Origin of the sequence: Frateuria sp. Soil773 (assembly GCF_001428405.1) — a bacterium.
GTDB lineage: Bacteria > Pseudomonadota > Gammaproteobacteria > Xanthomonadales > Rhodanobacteraceae > LMSL01.
Genome location: NZ_LMSL01000038.1, coordinates 22062 through 47123 on the forward strand (window position 1 = coordinate 22062; position 25062 = coordinate 47123).

At 70.3% G+C, this 25062-nt stretch carries 21 protein-coding genes; 3 read left to right on the forward strand and 18 right to left on the reverse strand.

Annotation, left to right across the window (positions count from 1 at the left end; all coding sequences use genetic code 11):
* Positions 1–45: 45 nt before the first annotated feature.
* Positions 46–567: an O-acetyl-ADP-ribose deacetylase gene (locus tag ASG87_RS11695; RefSeq protein WP_056005080.1), complete on the forward strand. Its 522-nt coding sequence runs from the start codon at positions 46–48 to the stop codon at positions 565–567.
* Here ASG87_RS11695 and ASG87_RS11700 read toward each other — a convergent pair.
* The 11 genes from ASG87_RS11700 to ASG87_RS11750 form a co-directional block, all read right to left on the reverse strand.
* Positions 554–2269: a BatD family protein gene (locus tag ASG87_RS11700; RefSeq protein WP_056005082.1), complete on the reverse strand. Its 1716-nt coding sequence runs from the start codon at positions 2267–2269 to the stop codon at positions 554–556. The genes ASG87_RS11695 and ASG87_RS11700 overlap by 14 nt on opposite strands.
* Positions 2266–4161, reverse strand: coding sequence for a VWA domain-containing protein (locus ASG87_RS11705; protein ID WP_056005084.1), 1896 nt, complete (start codon positions 4159–4161; stop codon positions 2266–2268). Before ASG87_RS11705 ends, ASG87_RS11700 begins: the two co-directional genes overlap by 4 nt.
* Complete coding sequence (locus ASG87_RS11710) at positions 4158–5138, reverse strand: VWA domain-containing protein (protein ID WP_056005086.1); 981 nt, start codon at positions 5136–5138, stop codon at positions 4158–4160. Before ASG87_RS11710 ends, ASG87_RS11705 begins: the two co-directional genes overlap by 4 nt.
* Complete coding sequence (locus ASG87_RS11715; protein ID WP_056005088.1) at positions 5131–5643, reverse strand: DUF4381 domain-containing protein; 513 nt, start codon at positions 5641–5643, stop codon at positions 5131–5133. Before ASG87_RS11715 ends, ASG87_RS11710 begins: the two co-directional genes overlap by 8 nt.
* Complete coding sequence (locus tag ASG87_RS11720) at positions 5640–6584, reverse strand: DUF58 domain-containing protein (RefSeq protein ID WP_235499634.1); 945 nt, start codon at positions 6582–6584, stop codon at positions 5640–5642. The genes ASG87_RS11715 and ASG87_RS11720 overlap by 4 nt, the downstream gene beginning before the upstream one ends.
* Entirely contained in the window at positions 6581–7576 is a 996-nt protein-coding gene (locus ASG87_RS11725) for a MoxR family ATPase (RefSeq protein ID WP_056005092.1), read from the reverse strand. The genes ASG87_RS11720 and ASG87_RS11725 overlap by 4 nt, the downstream gene beginning before the upstream one ends.
* Positions 7577–7720: 144 nt before the next feature.
* A complete protein-coding gene (locus tag ASG87_RS11730) occupies positions 7721–9994 on the reverse strand; it encodes a type IV pilus secretin PilQ (protein ID WP_056005094.1) in 2274 nt (757 codons plus the stop codon).
* A gap of 55 nt (positions 9995–10049) precedes the next feature.
* Positions 10050–10556, reverse strand: a complete 507-nt coding sequence (locus ASG87_RS11735) for a pilus assembly protein PilP (protein WP_235499635.1) — start codon at positions 10554–10556, stop codon at positions 10050–10052.
* A gap of 32 nt (positions 10557–10588) precedes the next feature.
* Positions 10589–11257: a type 4a pilus biogenesis protein PilO gene (gene pilO / locus ASG87_RS11740; protein WP_056005098.1), complete on the reverse strand. Its 669-nt coding sequence runs from the start codon at positions 11255–11257 to the stop codon at positions 10589–10591.
* Positions 11254–12021, reverse strand: coding sequence for a PilN domain-containing protein (locus ASG87_RS11745; protein ID WP_056005100.1), 768 nt, complete (start codon positions 12019–12021; stop codon positions 11254–11256). Before ASG87_RS11745 ends, pilO begins: the two co-directional genes overlap by 4 nt.
* A complete protein-coding gene (locus tag ASG87_RS11750) occupies positions 12021–13079 on the reverse strand; it encodes a pilus assembly protein PilM (RefSeq protein ID WP_056005103.1) in 1059 nt (352 codons plus the stop codon). Before ASG87_RS11750 ends, ASG87_RS11745 begins: the two co-directional genes overlap by 1 nt.
* A 254-nt stretch (positions 13080–13333) precedes the next feature.
* Between ASG87_RS11750 and ASG87_RS11755 the strand changes: the two genes are divergently transcribed.
* Complete coding sequence (locus ASG87_RS11755) at positions 13334–15859, forward strand: penicillin-binding protein 1A (protein ID WP_056005105.1); 2526 nt, start codon at positions 13334–13336, stop codon at positions 15857–15859.
* Between the two features lie 82 nt (positions 15860–15941).
* Positions 15942–16619, forward strand: a complete 678-nt coding sequence (locus ASG87_RS11760) for a hypothetical protein (RefSeq protein WP_056005107.1) — start codon at positions 15942–15944, stop codon at positions 16617–16619.
* A 67-nt stretch (positions 16620–16686) separates the two neighbouring features.
* Here ASG87_RS11760 and ASG87_RS11765 read toward each other — a convergent pair whose 3' ends face one another.
* The 7 genes from ASG87_RS11765 to ASG87_RS11795 form a co-directional block, all read right to left on the reverse strand.
* Positions 16687–17982 (reverse strand): citrate synthase, encoded by a 1296-nt coding sequence (locus ASG87_RS11765; protein ID WP_056005109.1) that lies wholly within the window; start codon positions 17980–17982, stop codon positions 16687–16689.
* Between the two features lie 251 nt (positions 17983–18233).
* Positions 18234–18479 carry a type B 50S ribosomal protein L31 gene (locus ASG87_RS11770; protein WP_056005111.1) on the reverse strand — a complete coding sequence of 82 codons (246 nt, stop codon included), beginning with the start codon at positions 18477–18479 and terminating at the stop codon, positions 18234–18236.
* A 96-nt stretch (positions 18480–18575) separates the two neighbouring features.
* Positions 18576–19505, reverse strand: a complete 930-nt coding sequence (locus tag ASG87_RS11775) for a nucleoside hydrolase (RefSeq protein ID WP_056005113.1) — start codon at positions 19503–19505, stop codon at positions 18576–18578.
* Between the two features lie 83 nt (positions 19506–19588).
* Positions 19589–21700, reverse strand: coding sequence for an ATP-dependent DNA helicase RecG (recG, locus tag ASG87_RS11780; protein WP_056005115.1), 2112 nt, complete (start codon positions 21698–21700; stop codon positions 19589–19591).
* Positions 21701–21781: 81 nt separating this feature from the next.
* Complete coding sequence (locus ASG87_RS11785; RefSeq protein WP_056005117.1) at positions 21782–22165, reverse strand: RidA family protein; 384 nt, start codon at positions 22163–22165, stop codon at positions 21782–21784.
* A gap of 89 nt (positions 22166–22254) precedes the next feature.
* Positions 22255–22791 (reverse strand): isochorismatase family protein, encoded by a 537-nt coding sequence (locus ASG87_RS11790; protein WP_056005119.1) that lies wholly within the window; start codon positions 22789–22791, stop codon positions 22255–22257.
* 10 nt (positions 22792–22801) lie between these two features.
* A complete protein-coding gene (locus tag ASG87_RS11795) occupies positions 22802–24970 on the reverse strand; it encodes a bifunctional (p)ppGpp synthetase/guanosine-3',5'-bis(diphosphate) 3'-pyrophosphohydrolase (protein ID WP_056005121.1) in 2169 nt (722 codons plus the stop codon).
* Positions 24971–25062: the final 92 nt, after the last annotated feature.

A 25062-nucleotide genomic window follows, 5' to 3' on the forward strand; every position in this document is an offset into this window, starting at 1 on the left:
TCACCTCGCGCAGCATACGGCGCCGTCCCGGCGCAGGCCACGCCCATGACGATCTCCCTCGTGATTGCCGACATCACCCGCCTGCGGGTCGACGCCATCGTGAACGCCGCCAACCGCAGCCTGCTCGGCGGCGGCGGCGTGGACGGCGCGATCCACCGCGCCGCCGGCCCGCAACTGCTCGCCGCCTGCCGCGCGCTGCCGGAAACCGCGCCCGGCGTGCGCTGCCCCACCGGCGAGGCGCGCATCACGCCGGGCTTCGAGCTGCCCGCGCGCTACGTGATCCACACCGTCGGCCCGGTCTGGCAAGGCGGCGGGCACGGCGAGGCCGGCCTGCTCGCGGATTGCTACCGGCACTCGCTGGAACTGCTGCAGACGCATGGCCTGCGCACCATCGCCTTCCCGGCGATCAGTTGCGGCGTCTACGGCTACCCGCCGGAACGCGCCGCGCCGGTGGCGATCGCGGCGATCGACGCCGCGCTGGCCGGCACGGAAGCGATCGGGGTACGGCTTTGCTGTCACGACGAAGCGATGGCGTCCATCTGGCGGGCCGCCCTCAACGCAGCTTGAACGGATAGAGCGGCGGCAGGGGCGCGTCGTCACCCCCACCCGATGCCTCGCGCCATGCGAAGCCGCCGGCGAATGCCTCGGCCAGTCCCGGCGAAGCGCCGGCCGCCGCATCGGCATACTGGCGGCGCTGCAAGGCGGCGATCGCCGCGCGCTGCGGCTCCGCCGCCAGCGCGGCGGCCAGCGCGCCGAGGTGCGGCAGGCCGGGGCGCTCGGTCCGCGCCCACGCCAGCAGGCTGCGCGCCTGCGCCGCGGGATCGTCGCCGCGCGCGGCCGCCATGAACGCCGCGCGCAACTGCCGCGCCGATGCCGGTCTCGGCGCCGCATCCATGGGAGCGGCAGCACCGGGCCGGCGCCCGGCGGCGCGCCGCCCCATCCACCAGCCCACACCGATACCCAGCAGGCCGATGCACAGCAATACCGCCAATGCGCCAGCGGCCAGCCAGCCCCACGGCCAGCGATGGCTGGCCGCCGGCGCGGGTGCCAGGGAAGCCGCCGGCGCAGCCCCACCGGTCGTTGCCGCAGGCGCGGGTGCGGGCGCGCGGCTGCCGTCGGCGGCCAGCACGGTGAGGTGTTGCGCCGGGATGCGTGCCACCTCGGCCTTGCCGGTCAGTACGTTCCACCACTTCAGCGTGGTCTCCGGGATCGTTAGCGTGCCGGCGCGATCCGGCACCACCGCGAAGTCCTGTTGGCGCCTGCCGACGATCCACTGGCCGTCGCCGCGCGTGCCGGTCACCGGCTTGTCCGGATACACCGTGGCGCCGTCCAGAGACGGCAGGCTCAATGCCGGCAGCGCCTCGTACGGCAGGCCGGTCGCCTGCAGCGTCATGGTCAGCGTGAGCGACTGCCCCACCCGCAGCTTGCCGTCGGCCGGCAGGCCGTCCAGCGTGAGCTGCAACTGGCGCGCCGGAAGCCAGGCCGCACCACCCCAGCCGGCCGGCGCCGGCTGCACCTCGACCGTGGTCGGCGGCGAGGCGGCAGTGGTGGCCGTGCCCATGCCGAAGAAGCTGTCCGGATCGTTCGGATCCGCCAGCTCGCCCTGGAACGCCACCGGGGGAATGTCGATGCGTCCGGCGCGCTGCGGGATCATCGCGTAGCGCCGCTCGACCACGTGGTAGCGCCGGCCGCCGCGCTCGGCGTCGTAATTGAGGTCGCTGCCGATCTTGCGCACGTCCACGCCGGCCAGTTGCGGATCGTCCAGCGCGCCGTTGGTGAGGTTGGCGGTGAAGTACAGCCGCACCGTGAACAGCAATTGCTGGCCGACGTAGACCTTGCCCGGCTGCGCGGAAGCCTCGACGAACACGTCCCGGCTACCGTCAGCGTTCGCCTGCGGATCGGGCGCCACGACCTGCAACTGCAATGGCGAGGTGCGGCCGCCGGCGAATGCCAGCGGGGGAACCCGCAACTGGCCGACGTGCTTCGGCCGCAAGGCGATGCCGTAGGTCAGCTCGGCGCTGCGCGCGCCGTTGACGATGCTCACGCTGGTGTTGCTGGACGTGCCCAGCACGTCGAAGTCCTGCGCCAGCGCGGCGAGGTCCGGCGCATCGACGCTGCCGCCGCCCTGCACGCGCAGGTTGAGGGTGACCGTTTCGCCGAGCTGGACCTGGTTGCGGTCGAGCGTGGCCTGCACCTCGGCGGCCTGCGCCAGCGCCGGCAGCAGCAGCCAGGCGAGCAGCCAGCACAGCAGGAAGCGTCGGGCCGTCATGGTTGTCCATCCTCCGCCTGCGCGCCGCCGTGGCGCTGCCGGTATTCAAGCTCGAACTTGCGCCGCAGCAGCGCGCCGGGATCGTCCGGTACGCGCTGCAGCGCCTGGCGCAACTCGGGCGGCAGCTTCGACTGCGGATCGTCCTGGCTCAATGCGCCCAGCTCGTGGCCGGCCGGCGGCTTGCCCTTGCCGCCGAGCGCCTGGTTCATCTGCTGCTGCAGGGCCTGCTGCGCCTGCTCGGCGCGCTTGCGCTGCTCGGCCTGCTCCTGTGCGGAGGGGGGCCCGGATGTGGTTTCCTTCGACGGATCGCTGGCCGCCCCCGGCGACTGCTCGCGCGCGTCCTGCGGCTGCCCGCTCTGCTGGCCGCTGCTGTCGGGCCGGCCCTGGTCCTGCTCGCCGCGCTTGTTGCCCTGGCTGTCCTGCTTGTCCTTCGCGTCCTGGTCCTGTTCGCCGGGCTTCTTCGGCGACTGCTGCTTGCCGTCGCCCTGCGACGGCGGCGGCTTCGACCCGTTGGACGAAGGCTGTTGCTGCGATTGCCGGCGCAGCCAGTCCTCCACCGCCTTGCGGTTGGCCTTCGCGTCGGCATTGCCAGGATCAAGTTCCAGCGCGCGGTCGTAGGCATCCAGCGCCGGCTGGTATTCGCCGGCCTTGGCCAGCGCGTTGCCGAGGTTGTACTGCGACTGCGCGTCGGGCAGCGACCGCAACGCCTGCGCGGCCGCCGCATAGTCGCCGGCGCGGTAGGCCGCCGCGCCGCGCCATGCCGGGTCGCGCGCCAGCTGCTGCGCGCGCTTCGCGTCACCGGCATGCAGCGCCTGCGCGGCCTGCTGGTCGCGCCGTTGCCACAGGTCGCTCCAGCTCGTGGCCTGGGCCGTTCCCGGCAACAGCGGCAGCAACAGCAGGGGCAGCAGCAGCAACACACCGCGCCGGCTCGCCAGGGCGGCAAGCGGCAGCAGGAGCAGCAGCAGCCAGGGGCCGCGGTCCTGCCACTGCTCGCCGCGCTGGCCGCTCGCGGCGACGTCCGTACCGGCGCCCAGGCTGGCGTGCAGGGCCTCGACGTCGCCACGGTCGTCGCGCATCGCCACGTAGCGTCCGCCGCCGGCCGCGGCCAGCGCCGCCAGCCCCTTGTCGTCGCGCTGGGCGAGCACCATGCCCCCCCGCGCATCGTGCATGAAACCGCCTTCCTCCAGCGGCACCGGCCCGCCCTGCGGCGTGCCGACGCCCAGTACCGATACCGTGACGCCATCGGCCCGCGCCTTGCGCGCCGCGGCCTCGGCCGCCGCATCGGCACGGTCGGTGACCAGCACCAGCGTGCCGCTGCCGACCTTGGCATCGTGGATCAGGGCCGCGCCGCGCTCGATCGCCGCAGCCGCGTCGTCGCCTTCCACCGGCATGGTGTCCGGCGCCAGCGCCTCGAGCAGGTCGTTCAGGCTGTTCGCGTCGTTGGTCAGCGGCGCCACCACGAAAGCCTCTCCCGCGTAGCCGATCAAGCCGTTCAGGCCGTCGTGGTTGGCGGCGAACAGGTCGCGCGTCTTGTAGCGGGCACGGTCGAGCCGGCTCGGTGCGACGTCGCGCGACAGCATGCGCGGCGACAGCGAAATCGCCACGACCTGCGCGGCGCGGTTGGCGTACAGCGGCTGCGCCACCCGATCCCAGGCCGGCCCGGCCAGCGCCAGCACGCACAGCAGGCCGGACGCGCCGAGCCACGCCGCGTGCCAGCCGCGCGCGCGTGGCCGGCCACGCAGCAGATGCGGCAACAGCTCGGCATCGACCAGCCGCGCCAGTTCCTGCCGGGCCGAGCGGCCGCGCGACAGCCACCACATCAGCAACGGCAGGCCGGCCAGCGCCAGCAGCCACCACGGACGCAGGAAATGGAACTGCTGCCAGGCGCTCATTCGCGCACCCCGGCCGGCTGCCGCCCCTGCGGCGCCACGGCGAACAGCAGCAACAGCACGCCCGCCAGCAGCGGCCAGCGGAACAGCTCGTGGCGCGGCCGCAGTTGCGGTCCGTGCTGGGGCATGGGCTCCAGCGCGTCGATCGCGCGGTAGGCCTCGGCCAGCTCATGGGTGTCGGTGGCGCGGAAGAAACGGCCGCCGGTCTGTTTCGCGATGGACGTGAGCATGTCCACATCCAGGTCGGCCGACGGATTCACCAGCCGGCTGCCGAAGAAATCCGGCACGCGCATCCGGGTGGCGCCGACGCCGATGGTGTAGATGCGCACACCGGCGGCCTTCGCCGCCGCGGCCGCCTGCAAGGGCACGATGCTGCCTGCGTTGTTGACGCCGTCGGTCAGCAGAACCAGCACGCGCGCCTGCTCGGGCTGGCCGGACAGCCGCTTCACCGCCACCGCGATGGCGTCGCCGATCGCCGTCTCGGTGCCGGCCAGGCCCACGGCCGCGCCCTGCAACTGCGCGCGCACCGCGTTGAGATCGTAGGTCAGCGGCGTGACCAGGAAGGCGCGGCTGCCGAACAGGATCAGGCCCAGTTCGTCGCCGCTGCGGCGCGCGATGAAGTCGCTGGCGATCGCTTCCACCGCGCCGAACCGGCTGACCGGCTGGCCGGCCAGTTGCATGTCGTCCAGCCGCATGCTGCCGGACAGGTCGACCGCCAGCATCAGCGCGCGACCGCTGCGCTGCTGCGACTGCGGCGGCCCCACCCATTGCGGCCGCGCCGCCGCACCGAGCAGGCACAGCCAGGCCAGCGCCAGCGCGAGTGCGCGCCCGCGCGCGGGCGTATCCGCGACGCCCGAGAGATGCAATCCCGCATGCGGCAGGTGCAAGGCCTGCCCCGGCGGCGCCGGCGACAGCCAGCGCCGCAGCAGCCATGGCAGCGGCGCCAGCAGGAACAGCCATGGCCAGGCGAACTCAGGCATGCGCCTCTCTCCCCCGCCTTGCCTGCTTCATGCGCAGGGCGCGCGCCAGCCAGCGGCGCATGGCGATATGCGCGGCGGCGGCATCGAACGGCTGCGGCCGGTAGATCGCCTGCTCCAGCGCCAGCAGCGGCGCCAGCGTGCCGGCATCCACCGGCACCTGCGCCAGCACCTGCCGCCAGGCTTCGCCGCGCGCCAGCTCCGCGCCCGGCGCGTAGCACCGCGCCACGCGGCGCAGCAACTGGTGCATGCCGGCGGCAAGCGCGGCACCGTCGCCATCGACCGCATACGCGGCCAGCAACGCATCGATCTCACCGAGGACGCGTGCATGGGCGCGGCGCACGCGCCGCCGCCTGCGCCACCACCAGATCATGCCAACCGCGCTCGCCAGCAGCAGGAAGGCCAGCACCCACCAGCCCGGCGCCGGCGGCCACCACGACGGATCGTGCGGCAGGTGGATGTCCCGCAGCTCCGGGCCCTGCGGCGTCGGCAGCAACCCCGGCTTCATCGCGGCGTTCTCGCCTCGAGCAGGCCGGTCACCGCTTCGAGCGGGTCGGCCGCGGTATCGATGCAGCGCCAACGCAGGCCCAGCGACTGCGCCATGTCCGCCAGCCGCTGCCGCCCCTCGCCCAGCGCCTGCTGGAACGAGCGGCGCTGGCGCTCGCCCTGCAACACCACCTCGCAACGTTCGCCGCCGTATTCCAGCGGATAGCGCCCCGGCGGCGGCAGGCTCGTCTCGATCGCATCGGCCACCACCAGCACGCCGACGCGGCAATGCCACGACAGCGCGCGCAGGTGCCGGCGCGAAGCCTCGTCGCAGCTCTGTCCGTCGCTGACCAGCAGAACCCGGCTGGCGCCGTGCATCAGCCGGTCGGCACGCGCCAGGGCTTCCGAGAGCGGCTCCTCGGCAAGGCTTTCCGCGGCATCCCAGGCGGCCAGGCCGCCGCACACCGCCAGCGCGCCGCGCATGCCCGATTGCGGCCGCAGCAACTGCCGGCTGGCACCGAACGCCAGCGCGCCGACCCGCTCGCCGGCGCGCACCGCATGCCATGCGGCCAGCGCGCCGGCGCGCGCGGCCTGCACCGACTTGAAGCGCACGCGCGTGCCGAAGCGCATGCTTTCGTGCGTGTCCATCACGATCAGCAAGCGCCCTTCGCGTTCTTCCTGGAACAGCTTGGTATGCAGCTTGCCGCTGCGCGCGGTCAGCCGCCAGTCGAGCCGGCGCACGTCGTCGCCGGCCTGGTAGACCCGCGATTCCGCGTAGTCCATGCCCCGGCCGTACAGGCGGCTGGATTGCTGGCCCGAACGCGCCGCCCGGCTTTCCAACTGCGGCGGCCGCACCTTGCCGATGCGCGCGCGCTGCGCGAGCAGTTCGGCCAGCGCGACACGGACGCGGCCGTCGCCGGCGCGCGGTTCCACCTGCCGGTCGCTCGTTGCAACGACGCTCACGGCAGCGGCACGAGATCCAGCAGGCGATCGATCACCTGATCGCTGCGCACGCCTTCGGCCTCCGCCTCGTAGCTCAGCAGCACGCGATGGCGCAGCACTTCGTGGGCGATCGCGTGGACGTCTTCCGGCAGCGCGTAGTCGCGGCCGGCCAGCCAGGCGTGCGCGCGGGCGCAGCGATCCAGCGCGATGGTGGCGCGCGGGCTGCCGCCCCAGGCGATCCAGCGTTTCAGCTCCGAGCCGTAACGGCCGGCATCGCGCGTGGCGAGCACCAGTTGGGCGAGATACTCCTCCAGGGCCGGCGCCACGTGCACGGCCAACGCCGCGTCGCGCGCGGCGAACACGTCGGCCGGCGACAGCAGCGCACGCACCGGCGGCGCCGGATGCAGTACGCGGCGCGCCTGCTCGCGGGCGAGCTGGAGGATCGCCAGCTCCGCGGCCGCGTCGGGATAGCCGATGGTCACGTGCATCACGAAGCGGTCGAGCTGCGCCTCCGGCAGGGTGAAGGTGCCCTCCTGCTCGATCGGATTCTGCGTGGCCATCACCAGGAACAGGTCCGGCAGGCGCCAGGTGCTGCGGCCCACGGTGATCTGCCGCTCGGCCATCGCCTCGAGCAGGGCCGACTGCACCTTGGCCGGCGCGCGGTTGATCTCGTCCGCCAGCACGATGTTGTGGAACAGCGGCCCGCGCTCGAACTCGAAGCTGCCCGACTGCGGCCGGAACACGTCGGTGCCGGTGAGGTCCGCCGGCAGCAGGTCCGGAGTGAACTGCACGCGATGGAAATCCGCTTCGATGCGCGCCGCCAGCGCCTTGACCGCGGTGGTCTTGGCCAGCCCCGGCGCGCCCTCCACCAGCAAGTGGCCGTCGGCCAGCAGGGCGATCAGCAGGCAATCGATCAGGTGCGGCTGGCCGATGATCTCGCGCCGCAGTTCCTCGCGCAGTTGCGCGAAGGCCGGCTGCAGGCGGTCCTGGGCTTCGTGTTCGGGCATGTCCATCAGCGGTTCCCATGGAAATCGTGGCATCAGACCACGCCACGGCCAGGAAGTTTAGCCGGGGTACCGCTGATGCCGGATGGAATCGCGTCCCGCCAGACGCAAAGAGCGGCCGAAGCCGCTCTTTGCCGTATCCACCGATGCCGCTTACTGCAAGGTATCGCTGAGGATGCGCGGCGTCACGAAGATCAGCAGCTCGGCCTTGTTGTTGTTGCGCGAGGTCGAGCGGAACAGGGCACCGATGCCGGGGATGTCGCCCAGGCCAGGCACCTTCGTGATGGTATTGCTCTTGTTGATCTCGTAGATGCCGCCCAGCACCACGGTCTGGCCGTTGTCCACCAGCACCGAGGTATTGATCTCGCGGGTGTTGATGGTCGGGATCTTGCCGCTGCCCGGGGCATCGACGTAGCCGTCGAGCGCATCCTTCTTCACGTTGATCTGCAGGTAGACGCGGTTGTCGGCCGTGATCGTCGGCGTGACCTTGAGTTCCAGTACGGCGTCCTTGAACTGCACGGTGGCCGTGCCGCTGCCTGCCGCGCTGGTGGTGCTGTTCTGATAGGTCACGTAGCCGATCTGCTGGCCCTGGCGGATCACCGCTTCCTGCTGGTTCGCGGTAATGACGCGCGGGCTGGAGATCACTTCGCCGCGGCCCTCGGTCTGCGCCGCCTGCAACTCGAGATCGACGAGATAGTTGGCACCCAGAATCGCCAGGCCGAGGCTGCCTCCCTTCAACGTGGTCGGCATGTTCACGTTGAAACCACCCGGGTAGGTGAGGGTCGACCGGGTCGGCAGCGGCACCGAACTGGCCGGCTGGCCGCTCGCAAGCGCATTCGCCACGGCGCGCTGATACTCGGCCATGGCCCGTGCGTCTGCCACGGCATTGTTGTGTACGCCGGTAGCCAGTTTCCCCGCATCATCCGCGGTCGGATTGGTGCTGATCACGTTGCCGCCCTTGGTGGTGTGCGTAGCCTGCACACCCCACTTCACTCCCAGTTCGCGGGTGAAGTCATCGGTGGCCACCACGATGCGCGACTCGATCAGCACCTGCTGCACCGGCTTGTCGAGCACTGCGATCAGGTCGCGCAGCTCCTTGATCTTCTGCGGGTTGTCGTTGATCAGCAGGGTATTGGTGCGCTCGTCGAACGAGACGCTGCCGCGCGGCGAGAGGAAGCCGCGGTTGTTGTTGCCGCCCGCGCCGCCGCCGCTCGCACCGCCGCCGCCCTGCAGGCTGCCCTGGGTCAGCAGCTTGGCGATGTCAGACGCCTTGCCGTAGCTGATCGGCACGTAATCGGTGACCAGCTCGGCATTGTCCTCGGCCTTCAGGCGGGCGTCGGCGATGTTCTGCTCGTAGTCGGCCAGTTCCTTCTGCGGGGCGATCCAGATCACGTTGCCGTTGCGGCGCTTGTCCAGGCTCTTGGCGCGCAGCACCACGTCCAGTGCCTGGTCCCACGGCACGTTGACCAGGCGCAGGGTGACGCTGCCGCCCACGGTATCCGAAGCCACCAGGTTGAGCCCGGAGATGTCGGCCAGCAGCTGCAGCGCGGAACGCACCGGGATGTCCTGGAAGTTGAAGGTGACGCGGCTGCCGTTGTAGACCGGCTCCTGTCCCTTGGCCAGCTTGGCGTCGGCCTTGGCATCCTTCTTCTTGGGCGCCACCTCGATCACGTACTGCTCGGCGGTCTGGTAGGCCGAGGTGTCCACGGCGCCCTTGACCGCGATTTCCATCCGCGCTCCGCCGCGCACGCCCGCCTTGGTCGAGATCGACTGCACCGGGGTGGCGAAGTCGAGCACGTCCAGCTTCTGCGCCAGCTTCGCCGGCAGGTTCACGTGGTCGAGGTCCACGACGAGCTTGTCGCCCTGGTTCTTCATCTCGGCATGCGCGCCGGCGCCGCTGAAGTCGATCAGCACGCGGCCCTCGCCGTTCGGTCCGCGGCGGAAATCGATGTTGGACACCGCCGGGCCGTTCATCGACGACGGCAGGGCCTTGGTCGGGTCGATCGTCGCGGCCGTCGTGGTGGTCTGCGCGTCGGTGCCGTTGCTGACGGTCAGCACCAGGCTGTTGCCGTCGACCCGCGAGCGGTAGGACGACTCGCGCATCAGCTCGATCACCACGCGGGTACGGCCGCCGGCCGCGATGGCCGAGACGCCGGCGGTGGAGCCCTTGCCGATGTCGAGGTGGCGGGCCGCCGCGTTGTCGGTATCGGCGAAGTCGACCGCGATGCGCGGCGGATTGCCGGTGGTGAAGATCTTCGGCTGCGGCACCGGGCCCTTGTCGAAGTTCAGGTGCAGCTCGACCTGCCCGCCGGGCAGCGTGTCGTAGCTGATGTCCTTCAAGGTGGTGCCCGCCGCTGCGGCAGCGCCCGACCAGGCGGCGCCGGCCAGCAACAGGCCCAACAGCACGCAACGGCTCGCTCGGCGCATGGCACGGCCTCGAATAGGTTTGATTTGGTTGCTCATTGCATCAGCCCCTGTATGCCTATTTCTCGCCGAGCGCGATGCTGGCTGCACGTTCCATCCAGCCACCATTGCCATTGGAAACCAGCTCGACCAGGTCGATGTGGTCATCCGCGATGGCGGTGACGCGACCGTAGTTCTGCCCCATGTATTCGTTGCGGTGGACGCGGTGGATCACTCCGCCCGGATCCTTGACCAGCACTTCCATGCCGGCGCCGGCGCCGACGGTGCCGACCATCTTCAGGCTGTCCAGCGCGAACATCTCCAGCGGCTGCTTGGCGCGGTTCTCGTCCGGCCGCGGGCCGGCGTTGCCGCCGCTCGGCTGCAGCTCGGCAGTGCTCGGGCTGAACGGGTCGCGCTGGTCCTGGTCGTTGTACTGGAAGGTCTCGAACGTCTTGATCACCGGCAGCGGCTGGATCGGCGCACCTTTCTTGGCCTTCTCCTGGGCGACCCAGTCGCGCAGGTCGGACATGCCGCGGGTACAGCCGCCAAGCACCAGTACCAGGCCGAGGGCCACGAAGGCGCGCATCAGGCCGCGCGAGGTGACGGGAACGAATCTGTTCATTTCCGCCCCCCGGACTTGGCATTGGCCGCCTTCGCTTCGGCGCTCTCGTCGTCTTCCAGGTAGCGGTAGGTCTTCACCGTGCCCTGCAGCACCAGCTGGCCGCTGGCTCCGGATACGCCCCCCTTGCCGGCCGCCGCATCCTTCGGCGTCAGCGAGACGTCGTGCAGGGTCAGGATCACCACCCGCGGCAATGATGCGACGCCGCTGATGAAGGTACCGAACTGGTGGTAGGTGCCGGTCATGCGCAGGGTGATCGGCTTTTCCGCGTAGAAGTCCTTGGGCACTTCCGGCCCGGGCTGGAACAGGTCCGACTGCAGACCCGCCGACAGCGCGGTCTGCGAGATGTCCACGAGCAGCTCGGGCATCTCGGTTTTGCTGGGCAACTGGCGCAGCAACTGGCGCAGCATGTCCTGCATCTCGTCGAGCTGCTGCTGCAGCGCCTCCAGGTTGACCGATTTCGCCTGCTTGGTGGCGAACTCCTGCTTGAGCTGCTCCTCCTTGCCCACCAGCGATTCCAGCTCGTCCTGCTGGTTGCTGACGTACAGGTACCAGCCGAAGAACACGATCACCCCGAACAGCAGGACCGTGAAGAAGACCTTGATCGACTGGGGCCAGCCGCCGATGTTGTTGCGGTCGAGATTGCGCAGGTCGTCGAGGAACTTCATGGCTTGGCTCCTTTCGACGCTGCATTGCCCGCCGGCTTGCCGGCCGCCGGGGCCTGCGCGCTCTTCGGCGGTGCCGTCGTCGCCGGCTTGGCCGGAACGTCGGTGATCACGGCGGCGGCGTTGGCCGGAGACGAGTTCGCCGGAGACGAAGAAGCGGCCGCCGCGCTGCCGGATGCCGCGGGGAGCAGGACCGGCGTGCCGCCCTGTCCGGCTTCATCCTGCTTCGGGCGGCTCAGCGCCACGTCCAGCCCGAACGTATAGGGCATGCGCGTGTCGCCATGGGTGTTCTCGGTCTTGCGCAGGTCGGCGTGCCCCATCCACGGCGAAGCCTCGATGTTGCGCATGTACTCGGCGACGCTCGCGTTGGACTGGGCCACGCCGTCGAGCGACATCGAGTCGCCGCTCTGCTTGAGGCCGGCCAGGCGCGCGCTCGACGGGATCGTCTTAACCAGTTCGTCGAACAGGTGCACCATCTGCGAGCGGTTGGCCTGCAGCTGCTCGATGATCTCCTTGCGCGCCAGCAGGCGCTGGCGCACCTTCTCCAGGTCCTTGATCTTGGCGATGCGCTCGTCCACCTGCTTGATCTCGGTCTGCAGGTAGGCGTTGCGTTCGTTCTGGTTGTCGATGCGCAGGTTCATCCAGAACACCCACAGCATCAGCACCAGGACCGCCGCCACGAAGGCCGCACCCAGTTGCAGGAAGAACTCGCGCTCGCGCTGCTTGCGGCGCTCGGCGCGCCACGGAAGTAGGTTGATGTGGGCCATCAGTCGAAGCTCCTCAGCGCGAGTCCGACCGCGATCATCAGCGCCGGCGCGTCCTGGGCGAGCGCCTGCGCCTGCACCCGCGGCGACAGCGACATGCGCGCCAGCGGATTGGCCACCACGCAGGGCACGCCCAACTGTTCCTCCAGCATCGGGCCCAGGCCCTCGATGGAGGCGCAGCCGCCGGCCAGCACCACCTGGTCGACCTTGCTGTACTCGCTGCCGGCGAAGAAGAACTGCAGCAGGCGGCTGATCTGCTGGATCAGCGATTCCTTGAACGGCTCCAGCGCCTCGGTCTCGTAGGATTCGGGCAGGCCGCCCTTGCGCTTGGCGCGGCCGGCCTCCTCGTAGGACAGGCCGTAGCGGCGCATGATCTCGTCGGTGAGCTGCTTGCCGCCGAACACCTGCTCGCGCGAATAGATGGTGCGCTGGTTGCGCAGCACCGACAGCGTGGTCATGGTCGCGCCGATGTCGACCACGGCGACGAGCGCGTCGCGGCCGACGTTGAGCTGGTCGACCAGCATGGCGAACGCGTTCTCCATCGCGAACGCCTCCACGTCCACGACGCGGGCGCCGAGGCCGCCCAGGTCGAGCGCCGCCACGCGCATGTCGACGTTCTCGGTGCGCGAGGCCGCCAGCAGCACGTTGTTCATGTCGGGGTTGTCGCGCACCGGCCCCAGCACCTCGAAGTCGAGGCTGACCTCGTCGATCGGGTACGGGATGTATTGGTTCGCCTCGACCTGGATCTGGCCCTCGAGGTCGTCGTCGGAAAGATCGCCGGACATGGGCACGATGCGGGTGATGACGGCCGAGCCGGCCACCGCCGCCGCCGCGTGCTTGAGCTTGGATCCCGAACGCGCCAGCGCGCGGCGGATCGCCTCGCCCACCGCCTCGACCTCGACGATGTTCTTTTCGACGACCGCATTGGGGGGCAGCGGCTCGACCGCGTAGTGTTCCACGCGATAGCGGCCACCGGCCTGGCTGAGCTGCAGCAGCTTGACTGCGGTCGAACTGATGTCGACCCCAATCAGCGGCGGCTTCTTGGGTGTAAAGAGCCCCACGTTTTCCCCCTTGCCCCTGAACGCCCCGGACCAGAAACCTGGTGGATGCGCGCAAGCATTAGAGCCAAAAATTAACGTAATGGCAACGGCCTACATGCACTTTCTCGACACTTTGGCGTGATGACCGGCACATTGTGAGCCATGGCTACCGCGGCTGATTTTTTCGCTCTGCTCAGCCCCGACTCAGGCGGGAGATACTGCAACATCTATACTCTGGCGTGTTTTGACTCAGGTCTCGCTACCATCTACCACACATGCGAATTTTGAAGCGGTTGCTGCGCTGGGCCCTGATCCTGGCCTTCTCCGGCCTGTTGCTGGCCGTCCTCGCCGTCGGCGTGGCCTACTGGCTGATCGAGCCCCGGCTGCCCTCGGTGGCGAAGCTCAAGGACTACCACATGCAGGTGCCGCTGCGCGTGCTCAGCGCGGACGGCAAGCTGATCGCCAGCTTCGGCGAGACCCGGCGCATCCCGGTGAACATCGCCGAGGTGCCCGACCGGCTCAAGCATGCCGTGCTCTCGGCCGAGGACGGCGACTTCTACCGCCATCCGGGCGTGGACTGGCACGGCATCGTGCGCGCCGGCTGGCACGTGGTGATCTCCGGCGGCGACAAGGGCCCCGGCGGATCGACGATCACCCAGCAGGTCGCGCGCAATTTCTTCCTGAGCCCTGAAAAGCTCTACTCGCGCAAGCTCACCGAGATCTTCATCGCGCTGCGCATGGAGAGCGAGCTGAGCAAGGACCAGATCCTCGAGCTCTACCTCAACAAGATGTTCCTCGGCCACCGCTCCTACGGCGTGGCGGCGGCGGCGTCCTATTACTACGGCAAGACGCTCGACCAGTTGACCACCGCCGAGTGCGCGACGATCGCCTCGACCTTCCAGTTGCCGTCGGTGGTCAACCCGCTGAACAACCCCAGGCGCATGCTCGCCCGCCGCAACTGGGTGCTCGGCCAGATGCTGGAGAACCACTACATCAGCAAGGCCGAGCACGACCAGGCGGTGGCCGAGCCGAACCGCGCCTACCCGCACGAACAGCCGATCGAGCTGGACGCGCCCTACCTCGCCGAGATGGTACGCCTGCAGGTGCTCGACCGCCTCGGCAACGACGCGCTCACCGAGGGCTACGTGGTGAAGACCACCGTACCCAGCAACCGCCAGCAGGTCGCGGTGGACGCCCTGCGCAACGGCCTGATCGAGTACGACCGTCGCCACGGCTGGCGCGGCCCGGAGGCGCACCAGGAACTCGGCGCCAGCGCCGGCAGCGAGGACTACGACCGCCTGCTGTCCGGCTACACCGACATCGCCGGCATGCAGCCGGCCATCGTCACCGCCGCCTCGGCGGACCAGGCCACGCTGTACATGGCCAACCGCGAGACGGCGACGCTCGATCTCGCCGCCGTCGGCTGGGCGCGCCCCTACATCAGCGAGACGCGCATCGGCGCCGCGCCCAAGAGGGTGGACGCCGTACTCAAGCGCGGCGACATCGTGCGCCTGTCGCGCAACGAGAAAGGCGACTGGCAGTTGACCCAGATCCCGGCGGTGCAGGGCTCGCTGGTCTCGGTGAACCCCGAAGACGGCTCGATCCAGGCCCTGGTCGGCGGCTTCAACTTCCTGCGCAGCAAGTTCAACCGCGCGGTGATGGCCGCGCGCCAGCCCGGCTCCAGCTTCAAGCCCTACATCTATTCGGCCGCCTTCGACCGCGGCTTCACGCCGGCCTCGATCGTCAACGACGCGCCGCTGGCCCTGCCCGACCCGTCGCGCCCGGACGGCATCTGGGCGCCGGCCAACGACGACGGCAAGTTCGACGGCCCGATCCGCCTGCGCGAGGCGCTGGTGAAATCGAAGAACCTGGTCTCGGTGCGCCTGCTCGACGCGATCGGCGTGCGCTACGCGCGCGACTACCTCACCCGCTTCGGCTTCGCGCTCGATGCCCTGCCCAACAACCTGTCGATGGCGCTGGGCACCGCCTCGGTGTCGCCGATGGGCATGGCGCGCGGCTACTCGGTGTTCGCCAACGGCGGCTACCTGGTCACGCCGTACTTCATCAGCGAGATCGACGACCGCGACGGCAAGCCCGTCTACGTGGCCAACCCGGCGCGCGCCTGCCGCACCTGCCAGGAACGCCTGCTGGACACCCGCCCGCCCGGCCCGCCGCCGGCGGACATGATCAAGACCCCGGCCAACGGCGTGGCCCAGGCATCCAGCACGCCGGCGCCGGCCTCCAGCGTCGCCGGCGTCGGCGACGCTGTGCTGCCCGCCGACGCGCACGACGGCGCGCATCCGCCGCTGCTGGCGCCCCAGGTCATCGACGTGCGCAACGACTACCTGATCACCTCGCTGATGAAGGACGTGATCCTGCGCGGCACCGGCTTCGCCGCCAAGTCGCTCGGCCGCGACGACCTGGCCGGCAAGACCGGCTCCACCAACGACCACCGCGACGCCTGGTTCGTCGGCTTCAACGGCGACCTCTCCACCGCGGCGTGGGTCGGCTTCGACGATTTCAGCTCGCTGGGCCGGGGCGAATTCGGCGCCAAGGCGGCCCTGCCGATCTGGATGGACTACATGGGCAAGGTGCTCAAGGACGCCCCCTCCAGCACCCTGTCGATGCCGCCCGGGATCAGCACCGTGCTGATCAACCGCCAGAGCGGCCTGCCCACCTCCGCCGGCGATCCCGACGGCATCAACGAATGGATGAAGGTGGAGGACGTCGACCGCCTGCGCGCCCAGGCCGCGCAGCAGCAACAGGACGACCCGCAGCAGCACGCCTACGATATCTTCTGAGCGGGCGGACACGAAACCGTCACGCGGGAGCGGCCTCGCTTGCGGCATGCTTCCCGCGGACGGCCACAGCGATGGAGCGACCATGACACGAGGCGAGCACCACCGCATCCACGCGCAGGACCGCATGCAGCGCAACCGCCTGCGCGTCGCCCAGGAGGCCGCGCGGCTGATGAGCGAGCACGGCATCCGCGACTTCCACCACGCCAAGCTGAAGGCCGCCGAACGGCTCGGCATCGTCGATGCCCAGGCGCTGCCGCGCAACCACGAGATCGAGCAGGCGCTGCGCGAGCACCAGCGCATCTTCCACGCCGACAGCCAGCCGCAGCGGGTGCGGCGGCGGCGCGAGGCGGCCGCCGAGGCGATGCGCTTCCTCGCCACCTACGAGCCGCGCCTGGTCGGCGCGGTGCTGGACGGCACCGCCGACGCGCACTCCGCGGTCTGCCTGCACGTGTTCAGCGACGATCCCGAAGCCGTCACGCTGTTCCTGCGCGAGCACGGCGTGCCGGTGGAACTTCAGACGCGCCGGCTGCGCCTGAACCGCAGCGAGCAGGCCGACTACCCGGTGCTGCTGTTCGCCGCCGACGACATCCCCTTCGACCTCACCGTGATGCCGCTCGACGCGCTGCGCCAGGCACCGCTCGACCGCATCGACGAGAAGCCGATGCAGCGCGCCTCGCTGGCGGCGGTCGAGGAACTGCTCGCCGAGGACGACGCTGCCGACGACGCGTTCGAACGCAAACTGTCGGCCGCGCTGCGCTGACCGCCCAAAGCAGGACGCCCCGGCCGACCGGCCGGGGCGTCCTGCGGTTCGTGCTGCCGGGCGGGGATCAGCGCTTGTCGGCGGGCACGTAGTCGCGCACGTCGGCGCCGGTGTAGATCTGGCGCGGGCGGCCGATGCGCGATCCCGGGGTCTCGTGCTGCTCGATCCAGTGCGCGATCCAGCCGGCGGTGCGCGCGATGGCGAACATCACGGTGAACATCTCGGTCGGGATGCCCAGCGCCTTGTAGATGATGCCCGAGTAGAAGTCGACGTTCGGGTACAGCTTGCGCTCGACGAAGTATTCGTCCTTCAGCGCCGCCTCCTCCAGCTTCATCGCCACGTCGAGCAGCGGGTCGTTGACGCCCAGCTCGGCGAGCACCTTGTGGCACATCTCGCGGATGATCTTCGCGCGCGGGTCGAAGTTCTTGTACACGCGGTGGCCGAAGCCCATCAGGCGGAAGCTGTCGTTCTTGTCCTTGGCGCGCTTGACCGCCGTCTCGACCTTGTCCGGCGAGCCGATCTCCTCGAGCTGCTTGAGCACCGCCTCGTTGGCGCCGCCGTGCGCCGGGCCCCACAGCGCGGTGATGCCGGCCGCGATCGAGGCGTACGGATTGGCGCCGGTGGAGCCGACCAGCCGCACGGTGGAGGTGGAGGCGTTCTGCTCGTGGTCGGCGTGCAGGATGAACAGCAGGTCCAGCGCCTTGGCGGCCACCGGGCTCAGTTGCAGCGGTTCGCTCGGCACCTCGAACATCATGTGCAGGAAGCGGTCGACGTATTCGAGGTTGTTGCGCGGATAGCGCAGCGGCCAGCCGATCGAGTAGCGGTAGCAGGCGGCGGCGATGGTCGGCATCTTGGCGATCAGGCGGATCGCGGCCAGCTTGCGGTCTTCCGGGTTCTCCACGTTCAGGTCGTCGTGGTAGAACGCCGACAGCGAGGCGACCGAGGCGGCCAGCATGGCCATCGGGTGCGCGTCGTGGTGGAAGCCCTGGAAGAAGTTCTTCAGCGACTCGTGCATCATCGTGTGATGCGTGATCTGGTGCTCGAAGCCGCTGAACTCGGCCTTGTTCGGCAGCTCGCCGTTGAGCAGCAGGTAGGCCACCTCCAGGAAGCTGGACTTCTCCGCCAGTTGCTCGATCGGGTAGCCGCGGTACAGCAGCACGCCCTGGTCGCCGTCGATGTAGGTGATCGCGCTCTTGGTGCTGGCGGTGCTGCCGTAGCCCGGGTCGTAGGTGAAGTGACCGGTGTCCTTGTACAACGGGCTGATGTCGATGCAGGCCGGGCCCAGCGTGCCGCTGATCAGGGGCAGCTCGGTGCTGCGGTTGCTCGACTCGTCGACCAGCTTGACGACCTTGGGATCGGACACGGGAACCTCCTTCGCAGATGTCACCGCCGGGGCATCCGGATAACGACGCCAGCCGGCAAGGGAATGGGGCATCGCGCCGGGGAAAGCGAACGATGCAACCTGCGCATTATCGCACAACGCCGGATGAACATCCGTAGGCGGATGGTCGAACGGCGGACGCGAAAAGACACGGGGCGAGCCGCTGCCCGCCCCGTGTCCGGATTCCGGTCGTCACCGTGCCGCGCCCTGCGGGCGGCGGATCGCTTCGGCGCTTACTTCTGCGCGTAGCGGCGACGGAACTTGTCGACGCGGCCGCCCACGTCCAGCGTCTTCTGCTTGCCGGTGTAGAACGGGTGCGAATGGCTGGAGATATCCACCTTGATCAGCGGGTACTCGTTGCCGTCTTCCCACTTGACGGTTTCCTTGGTGGCGATCGTCGAGCGCGTCAGGAACGCGAAGTCGGACGACAGGTCCTGGAACACCACCTGGCGGTAATTCGGATGGATATCGGGCTTCATGACGGACTCAAAGCGTGCGTGAAAAGAGCGGCATTGTAGCGAACCCGGCCGCCGCATGGCAAGCCGGATCAGGGGCTTGCGGCGGCCGGCGGCGGGCTACGCGCCCAGCGCCCGCCGCACCATCGCGGCGAAGCGCGGCTGGTCCAGCTCCAGCACCACCCGCGCGTTCGCCGGCCGGGCCAGCCGGCCGGTCCAGTCGACCACGGTGGCGCCGCGGGTCAGCCGGCCGTCCAGTTCCACCGCCACGTGGCGCGATTCGCTGCGCAGCACCAGCGACGGGTCGATCGCCACCGCCATCGCCAGCGCGTCGGCGGCGATGACGCCGCGGCGGCCGCGCTCGCGGTTGGTGTTGCGCGCCACCTGGCAGATCCTGCCGTAGAAGTCCGCGCGATGGTCGCCGGCGGCGAGCCAGGCGTCGAATTCGTCCTCGTCGAAGGCGTGGCGCAGGGTCAGTTCCCAGTCGACCAGGTCGAACTGCGGGAACGCACCGAACACCACGTGCGCCGCCTCCGGGTCGAAGCCGATGTTGAATTCGGCCGGCAGCGTGCCGGTGTTGCCGTGCCCGTTCACCGCGCCGCCCATCACCACCAGGCGCGCCACGCGCTCGGGCAGGCTCGGGTCCAGCCGCAGCGCCAGCGCGAGGTTGGTCAGGGGGGCCAGCGCCACCAGGGTCAGCTCGCCCGGCCGCTCGCGGGTCAGCCGCAGCAGCGCCAGCGCGGCCTGCTCCGCCGCCGCAGCCGATGCCGGCGCGGCGAAGCCGACGTCGCCGAAGCCGTCCCGGCCGTGCACGAAGGCGGCGTCCTCTTCCGGCGCGCGCACCAGCGGCGACGGGCAACCGGCGAACACCGGCGTCCGCGCCTTCACCAGGTCAACCAGCACGCAGGCGTTGCGCACGGTATGCGCCAGGCCGACGTTGCCGGCGGCCACGCTCAGGCCGGCGACGTCGGCATGCTCGTAGGCCATCAGGATCGCCAGCGCGTCGTCCACGCCGGGGTCGGTATCGATCAGCAATTGCGGTCGGGTCATGAAGCGATGGGATGGCGGAGAATGGATCAGCTTAGCAAAGGAGCGATGCGCGCAGGCCGGCGCGGAGAGCAGCGCCGCCCGCTTCACGCATGCGCATAGCGCGCGGCGCCGCCGATCCAGCGCTCGATCAGGCGTTCCGCCTCGCGCGGATGCCGGGCCAGCAGGTGCGCGCCGACCTGCTGCACCGCCGGCAGCAGGTGCGCGTCGCGCGCCAGGTCGGCGATGCGGAAGCTGAGCTGGCCGGTCTGGCGCGTGCCCAGCACCTCGCCGGGGCCGCGCAGTTCGAGATCCTTCTCGGCGATGCGGAAGCCGTCGCTGGTCTCGCGCATCACCTGCAGCCGCTCGCGCGCAAGTTGGCCCAGCGGCGGCTGGTACAGCAGCACGCAGTTGGACGCGACCGCGCCGCGACCGACCCGGCCGCGCAACTGATGCAACTGGGCCAGGCCCAGCCGTTCGCTGTTCTCGATCACCATCAGGCTGGCGTTGGGCACGTCCACGCCCACCTCGATCACCGTGGTGGCGACCAGCACCGCCAGCGCGCCGGCCTTGAAGGCGTCCATCACCGCCTGCTTTTCCCTCGGCTTCATGCGGCCGTGGATCAGCCCGACCCGACCGCCGTCCAGTGCCGCGGCCAGCTCCGCGTGCGCCACCTCGGCGGCCTGCGCGCGCAGTTGCTCGGATTCCTCGATCAGGGTGCACACCCAGTACACCTGCCGCCCTTCGGCGCAGGCCACGCGGATCCGCTCGATCACCTCGGCGCGGCGCGCGTTGGAAACGGCGACGGTCTGCACCGGCGTGCGTCCCGGCGGCAGTTCGTCGATGGAGGACACGTCCAGGTCCGCATACGCGCTCATCGCCAGCGTGCGCGGGATCGGCGTCGCGGTCAGCACCAGTTGGTGCGGCACCTGCTCGCCCTCCAGTCCCTTGTCGCGCAGCGCGAGCCGCTGCTGCACGCCGAAGCGGTGCTGCTCGTCCACGATCACCAGCCCCAGCCGCGCGAACGCCACACCCTCCTGCATCAACGCATGCGTGCCGACCACCACCGGCGCGCCCTCCAGCACGCGCTGCAGGGCCTGCTTGCGCGCCCTGCCCTGCACCTTGCCGGCCAGCCACTCCACCGCTACGCCGAGCGGCTCCAGCCAATGCCGGAAATTGCGCAGGTGCTGCTCGGCCAGCAGCTCGGTCGGCGCCATCAGCGCGACCTGGTAGCCGGACGCCACGGCGGCCAGCGCGGCCAGCGCTGCGACCACCGTCTTGCCAGAGCCGACGTCGCCCTGCACCAGCCGCAGCATCGGCTTGGGCTGCGACATATCGGCCGCGACCTCCCGCGCCACCCGCTGCTGCGCGGCGGTCAGCCGGAACGGCAGGCCCGCCAGCAATTGCCGGCGCAGGTCGTCCGGCCCGTCGAACACCGGCGAGCGCCGCCGGCGCACCGCCGCGCGCATGCGCCGCAGGCTGAGGTGCTGGGTCAGCAGTTCCTCGAAGGCGAGCCGCTGCTGGGCCGGATGCCGGCCCAGGGTGAGCTGCCCAAGATGCGCGTCCGGCGGCGGCCGGTGCACGTAGAGCAGCGCCTCGCGCAGCGAGCCCAGCCCGTGCTCGGCGCACAGCGCCGGCGGGATCAGCTCCAGCCGCGCCTCGTCCGGCAGCAGGGCCAGCGCCTTGGCGATCACCGCGGCCAGGCGCTTCTGCCCCAGCCCCTCGGTGGTCGGGTAGACCGGGCTCAGCGCCTCGTCGACCGTCGCCAGCTCGTCCGCGGCCAGCCGCTGGTACTGCGGATGCACCATCTCCAGCCCCTGCGCGCCATGGCGCACTTCGCCGTAGCAGAGCAGCCGGGTGCCGGGCTGCAACTGCTCGACCTGGGCGCGGCGGAAATGGAAGAAGCGCAGCACCAGGGTCCGGCGCGAATCGTCGCCGATCGCTACCTTCAGTTGCGGCCGGTAGCGGAACCCGCGCTCGACCGCCTCGACCACGCCCGCCACCTGGGCCCGCTCGCCGGCGCGCAGGTCCGCGATCGCGCTGACCCGGGTCCGGTCCTCGTAGCGCAGCGGCAGGTGGAACCACAGATCCTGCACGCGTTCCAGCCCGAGCCGCGCCAGGGTCTCGGCCAGGGCCGGCCCGACGCCGTGCAGCGCGGCCACCGGCATCAGGCCGGGATCGTCCGGCACGGCGGGGGAACGGGAAGGTCGAACAGGCATGGCGGCTAGCCTAGCCGAGCATCCGGCGCCGACCCAGCGTGGGCCTCCGGTTGGCGCGTCGGCGCATGCCGGCCCGCGCGATCAGCCCAGCACCATCACCGCATCGACCTCGACCTGCGCACCCTTGGGCAGGCCGGCGACCTCGATGGTGGAGCGCGCCGGGTACGGCTGCTGGAAGTACTCGGCCATCACCGCGTTGACCGCGGCGAAGTTGGCCAGGTCGGTGACGTAGATGCCCACGCGCACGATCTGCGCCAGCGAGCCGCCGGCGGCCTGCGCGACCGCCGCGAGGTTGTCGAACACGCGGCGGGTCTGCGTGGCGATGTCGCCGTCGACCAGGGCGCCGGTGGCCGGGTCCAGCGGGATCTGGCCGGAGAAGTAGACGGTGTCGCCGGCGCGCACGGCCTGCGAATACGGCCCGATCGCGGCGGGCGCCTGCTCGGTGTGGATGATGCTGTGGGACATGGCGGAGGCCTCGTGGCGGGTAAGGCCCGCCAGTGTAAACCGGCCACCCGGGTATCCGGCCAGCGCATGCCCGGCCGGAACGCTGCCGGTCAGAACGCGATCACGTCGTGCGCGGCGATGCCGACCCGGGTGCCCGGATAGCGCAGGCCGGCGAAGTAGCCGTTGACGTGCGCCACGATCTGCTCGCCGCTCATCGCCACGCCGCCGAAGGCGCTGTCCGCGGTGGTGTGGGCGTCGCCGGCCAGCAGCACCTCGTAGCCGTCCGCCGCGGCCCGCTGCGCCGTGGTGCGGATGCAGTAGTCGCTCTGCGCGCCGGCCACGACCAGGCGCCGTGCGCCCATCCCTTCCAGCACCTCGCGCAGTGGCGTGTCGGCGAAGGAATCCCAGCAGGTCTTGAATACGCGCACCTCGAGCGGCGCCGGATCGAGCCCGTCCACCCACTGCCAGAGCGGGCTGCCGCGCGGCATGTACTCGTCCTCGTGCTGCACCCACACCACCGGCACCGCGGCGGCGCGCGCGCGTTCCACCAGGGCGCGGGTGCGCGCCACCACGCCGTCGGCGTCGAAGCAGCCTTCGAGCACGCCGGCCTGCAGGTCGATGACGATCAGTGCGGTAGCGGCAGTCATGGGCAAGGGCTCAGATCGGATAGCGGTAGGCGCCGCTGACCACGCCGGTGCGGCGCACGCGGCGGATCACGTCGGCGAGGTGCTTGCGGTTCTTCACTTCCATCGTGAACAGCATGGTGGCGGCGGCGGCGTCGCGCTCGACGTATTCCACGTTCTCGATGTTCGAGTCGGCGGCGGCGATAGCCGCCGCCACGGTGGCCAGCACGCCGGGGCGGTTGATCACCTCGATGCGCAGCTCGGCGCGGTAGTCGCCCTGCACCTCGCGGCCCCATTCGATCGCCACGCAGCGCTCGGGCGACTTGCGCAGCTCCACCACGTTCGGGCATTCGACCCGGTGCACCACGATGCCCTTGCCCGACGACAGGTAGCCGATGATCTCGTCGCCCGGCAGCGGATGGCAGCAGTTGCCGAAGCTGAGCACGCCGCGCTCGGCGCCGGTGATGCGGATCTTCTCGCTGGCGTGCGGCACCGCCGGCAGGCCGGCGGCGGCATCGCCACCGCGCGACGCCACCAGTTGCCTCGCCACCTGGTCGGGCATGCGGTTGCCCAGCGCGATGTCGGACAGCAGCTCCTCCAGCCGGCGCAGCTTGGACTCCTCCAGGAAGCGGTCCAGCACGGCCGGCGGGATCGCGTCGAGGTTGGTGCCCAGCGTGTCCAGCGCGCGGTCCAGCATGCGGTGGCCGAAATCCACCGCGTCCTCGTGCTGCAGGTGCTTCAGGTACTGGCGGATCGCGGTGCGCGCCTTGCCGGTGACCACGAACTCCAGCCAGGCCGGGTTCGGCACCGCCGACGGCGCGGTGATGATCTCCACCAGTTGGCCAGATTCCAGCCGCGTGCGCAGCGGCAGCAGCTTCTTGTCCACGCGCGCGGCCACCGCGTGGTCGCCCACGTCGGTGTGCACGGCGTAGGCGAAATCCAGCGCGGTGGCGTTGCGCGGCAGCGACAGGATGTCGCCGCGCGGCGTGAACAGGTAGACCTCGTCCGGGAACAGGTCGATCTTGACGTTCTCGATGAACTCGGCCGACGAGGCGGTGTTCGCCTGGCTGTCGGCCAGCGAGGACAGCCACTCGCGCGCGCGCGCCTGCGCGCTGTTGGCCGGACCCGAGTCGGTCTTGTAGGCCCAGTGCGCGGCCACGCCGCGCTCGGCCACCGAATCCATCTCGGCGGTGCGGATCTGCACCTCGATCGGCGCGCCGAACGGCCCCAGCAGCACGGTGTGCAGCGATTGGTAGCCGTTCGCCTTCGGGATCGCGATGAAGTCCTTGAAGCGGCGGTCCACCGGCTTGTACAGCGCATGCACCGCGCCCAGCGCCATGTAGCAGCTCACCGCGCTATCGACCACCACGCGGAAGCCGTACACATCCATCAGTTGGGCAAAGCTCTTGTGCTCGCTGCGCATCTTCGAATAGATGCTCCACGGCGACTTGATCCGCCCGACCACGCGGGCCGGCAGATGGTCGGCGGCGAGTCGCGCCGACAGCGCCGTCTCGATCTTCGCCATCGCCTCGCGGCGGTTGCCGAGCGCGGCGCGGATGCGCTCGCTGATGACGCGGTAGCGGTCCGGATACAGCGAGCGGAAGCCGAGGTCCTGCAGCTCGGCCTTGAACTTGTTCATGCCCAGCCGCTGCGCGATCGGCGCGTAGATCTCCAGCGTCTCGCGGGCGATGCGGCGGCGCGAGGAGTTGTCCTTGGCGCCCAGCGTGCGCATGTTGTGCAGGCGGTCGGCCAGCTTGATCAGGATCACCCGGATGTCGCGCGCCATCGCCAGCAGCATCTTGCGGAAGCTTTCCGCGTCGGCCTCCTGCCGGCTGCTGAAGCGCATCTTGTCCAGCTTGGTGACGCCGTCGACCAGGTCCGCCACGACCTCGCCGAACTCGCCGGCCAGCGCCTCGCGGCTGAGCGCGGTGTCCTCCAGCGTGTCGTGCAGGATCGCCGCGATGATGGTTTCCGCGTCCAGCCCCAGCTCGGCCAGGATGCCCGCCACCGCGACCGGGTGGGTGATGTACGGCTCGCCGCTCTTGCGCGCCTGCCCCGCATGCGCGTGCGCACCCACCTCGTAGGCGCGCAGCACCCGTGCCACCTGCGCCTCGGGCAGGTAGGCGACGCGTTCTTTAAGGGCAAGGACGTACGGAGGCAGCACGGACGGTTCCACGACTGGGGAAGGCGTGGCCGCTGGCAAGGCTGTGCGCTGCCCGCTCAGGTAACCACCGCGCAGACAGGATCGACCAACGAGACGATGCCGCCGGCTACGGCGGCGCGGCGACTGCGTGT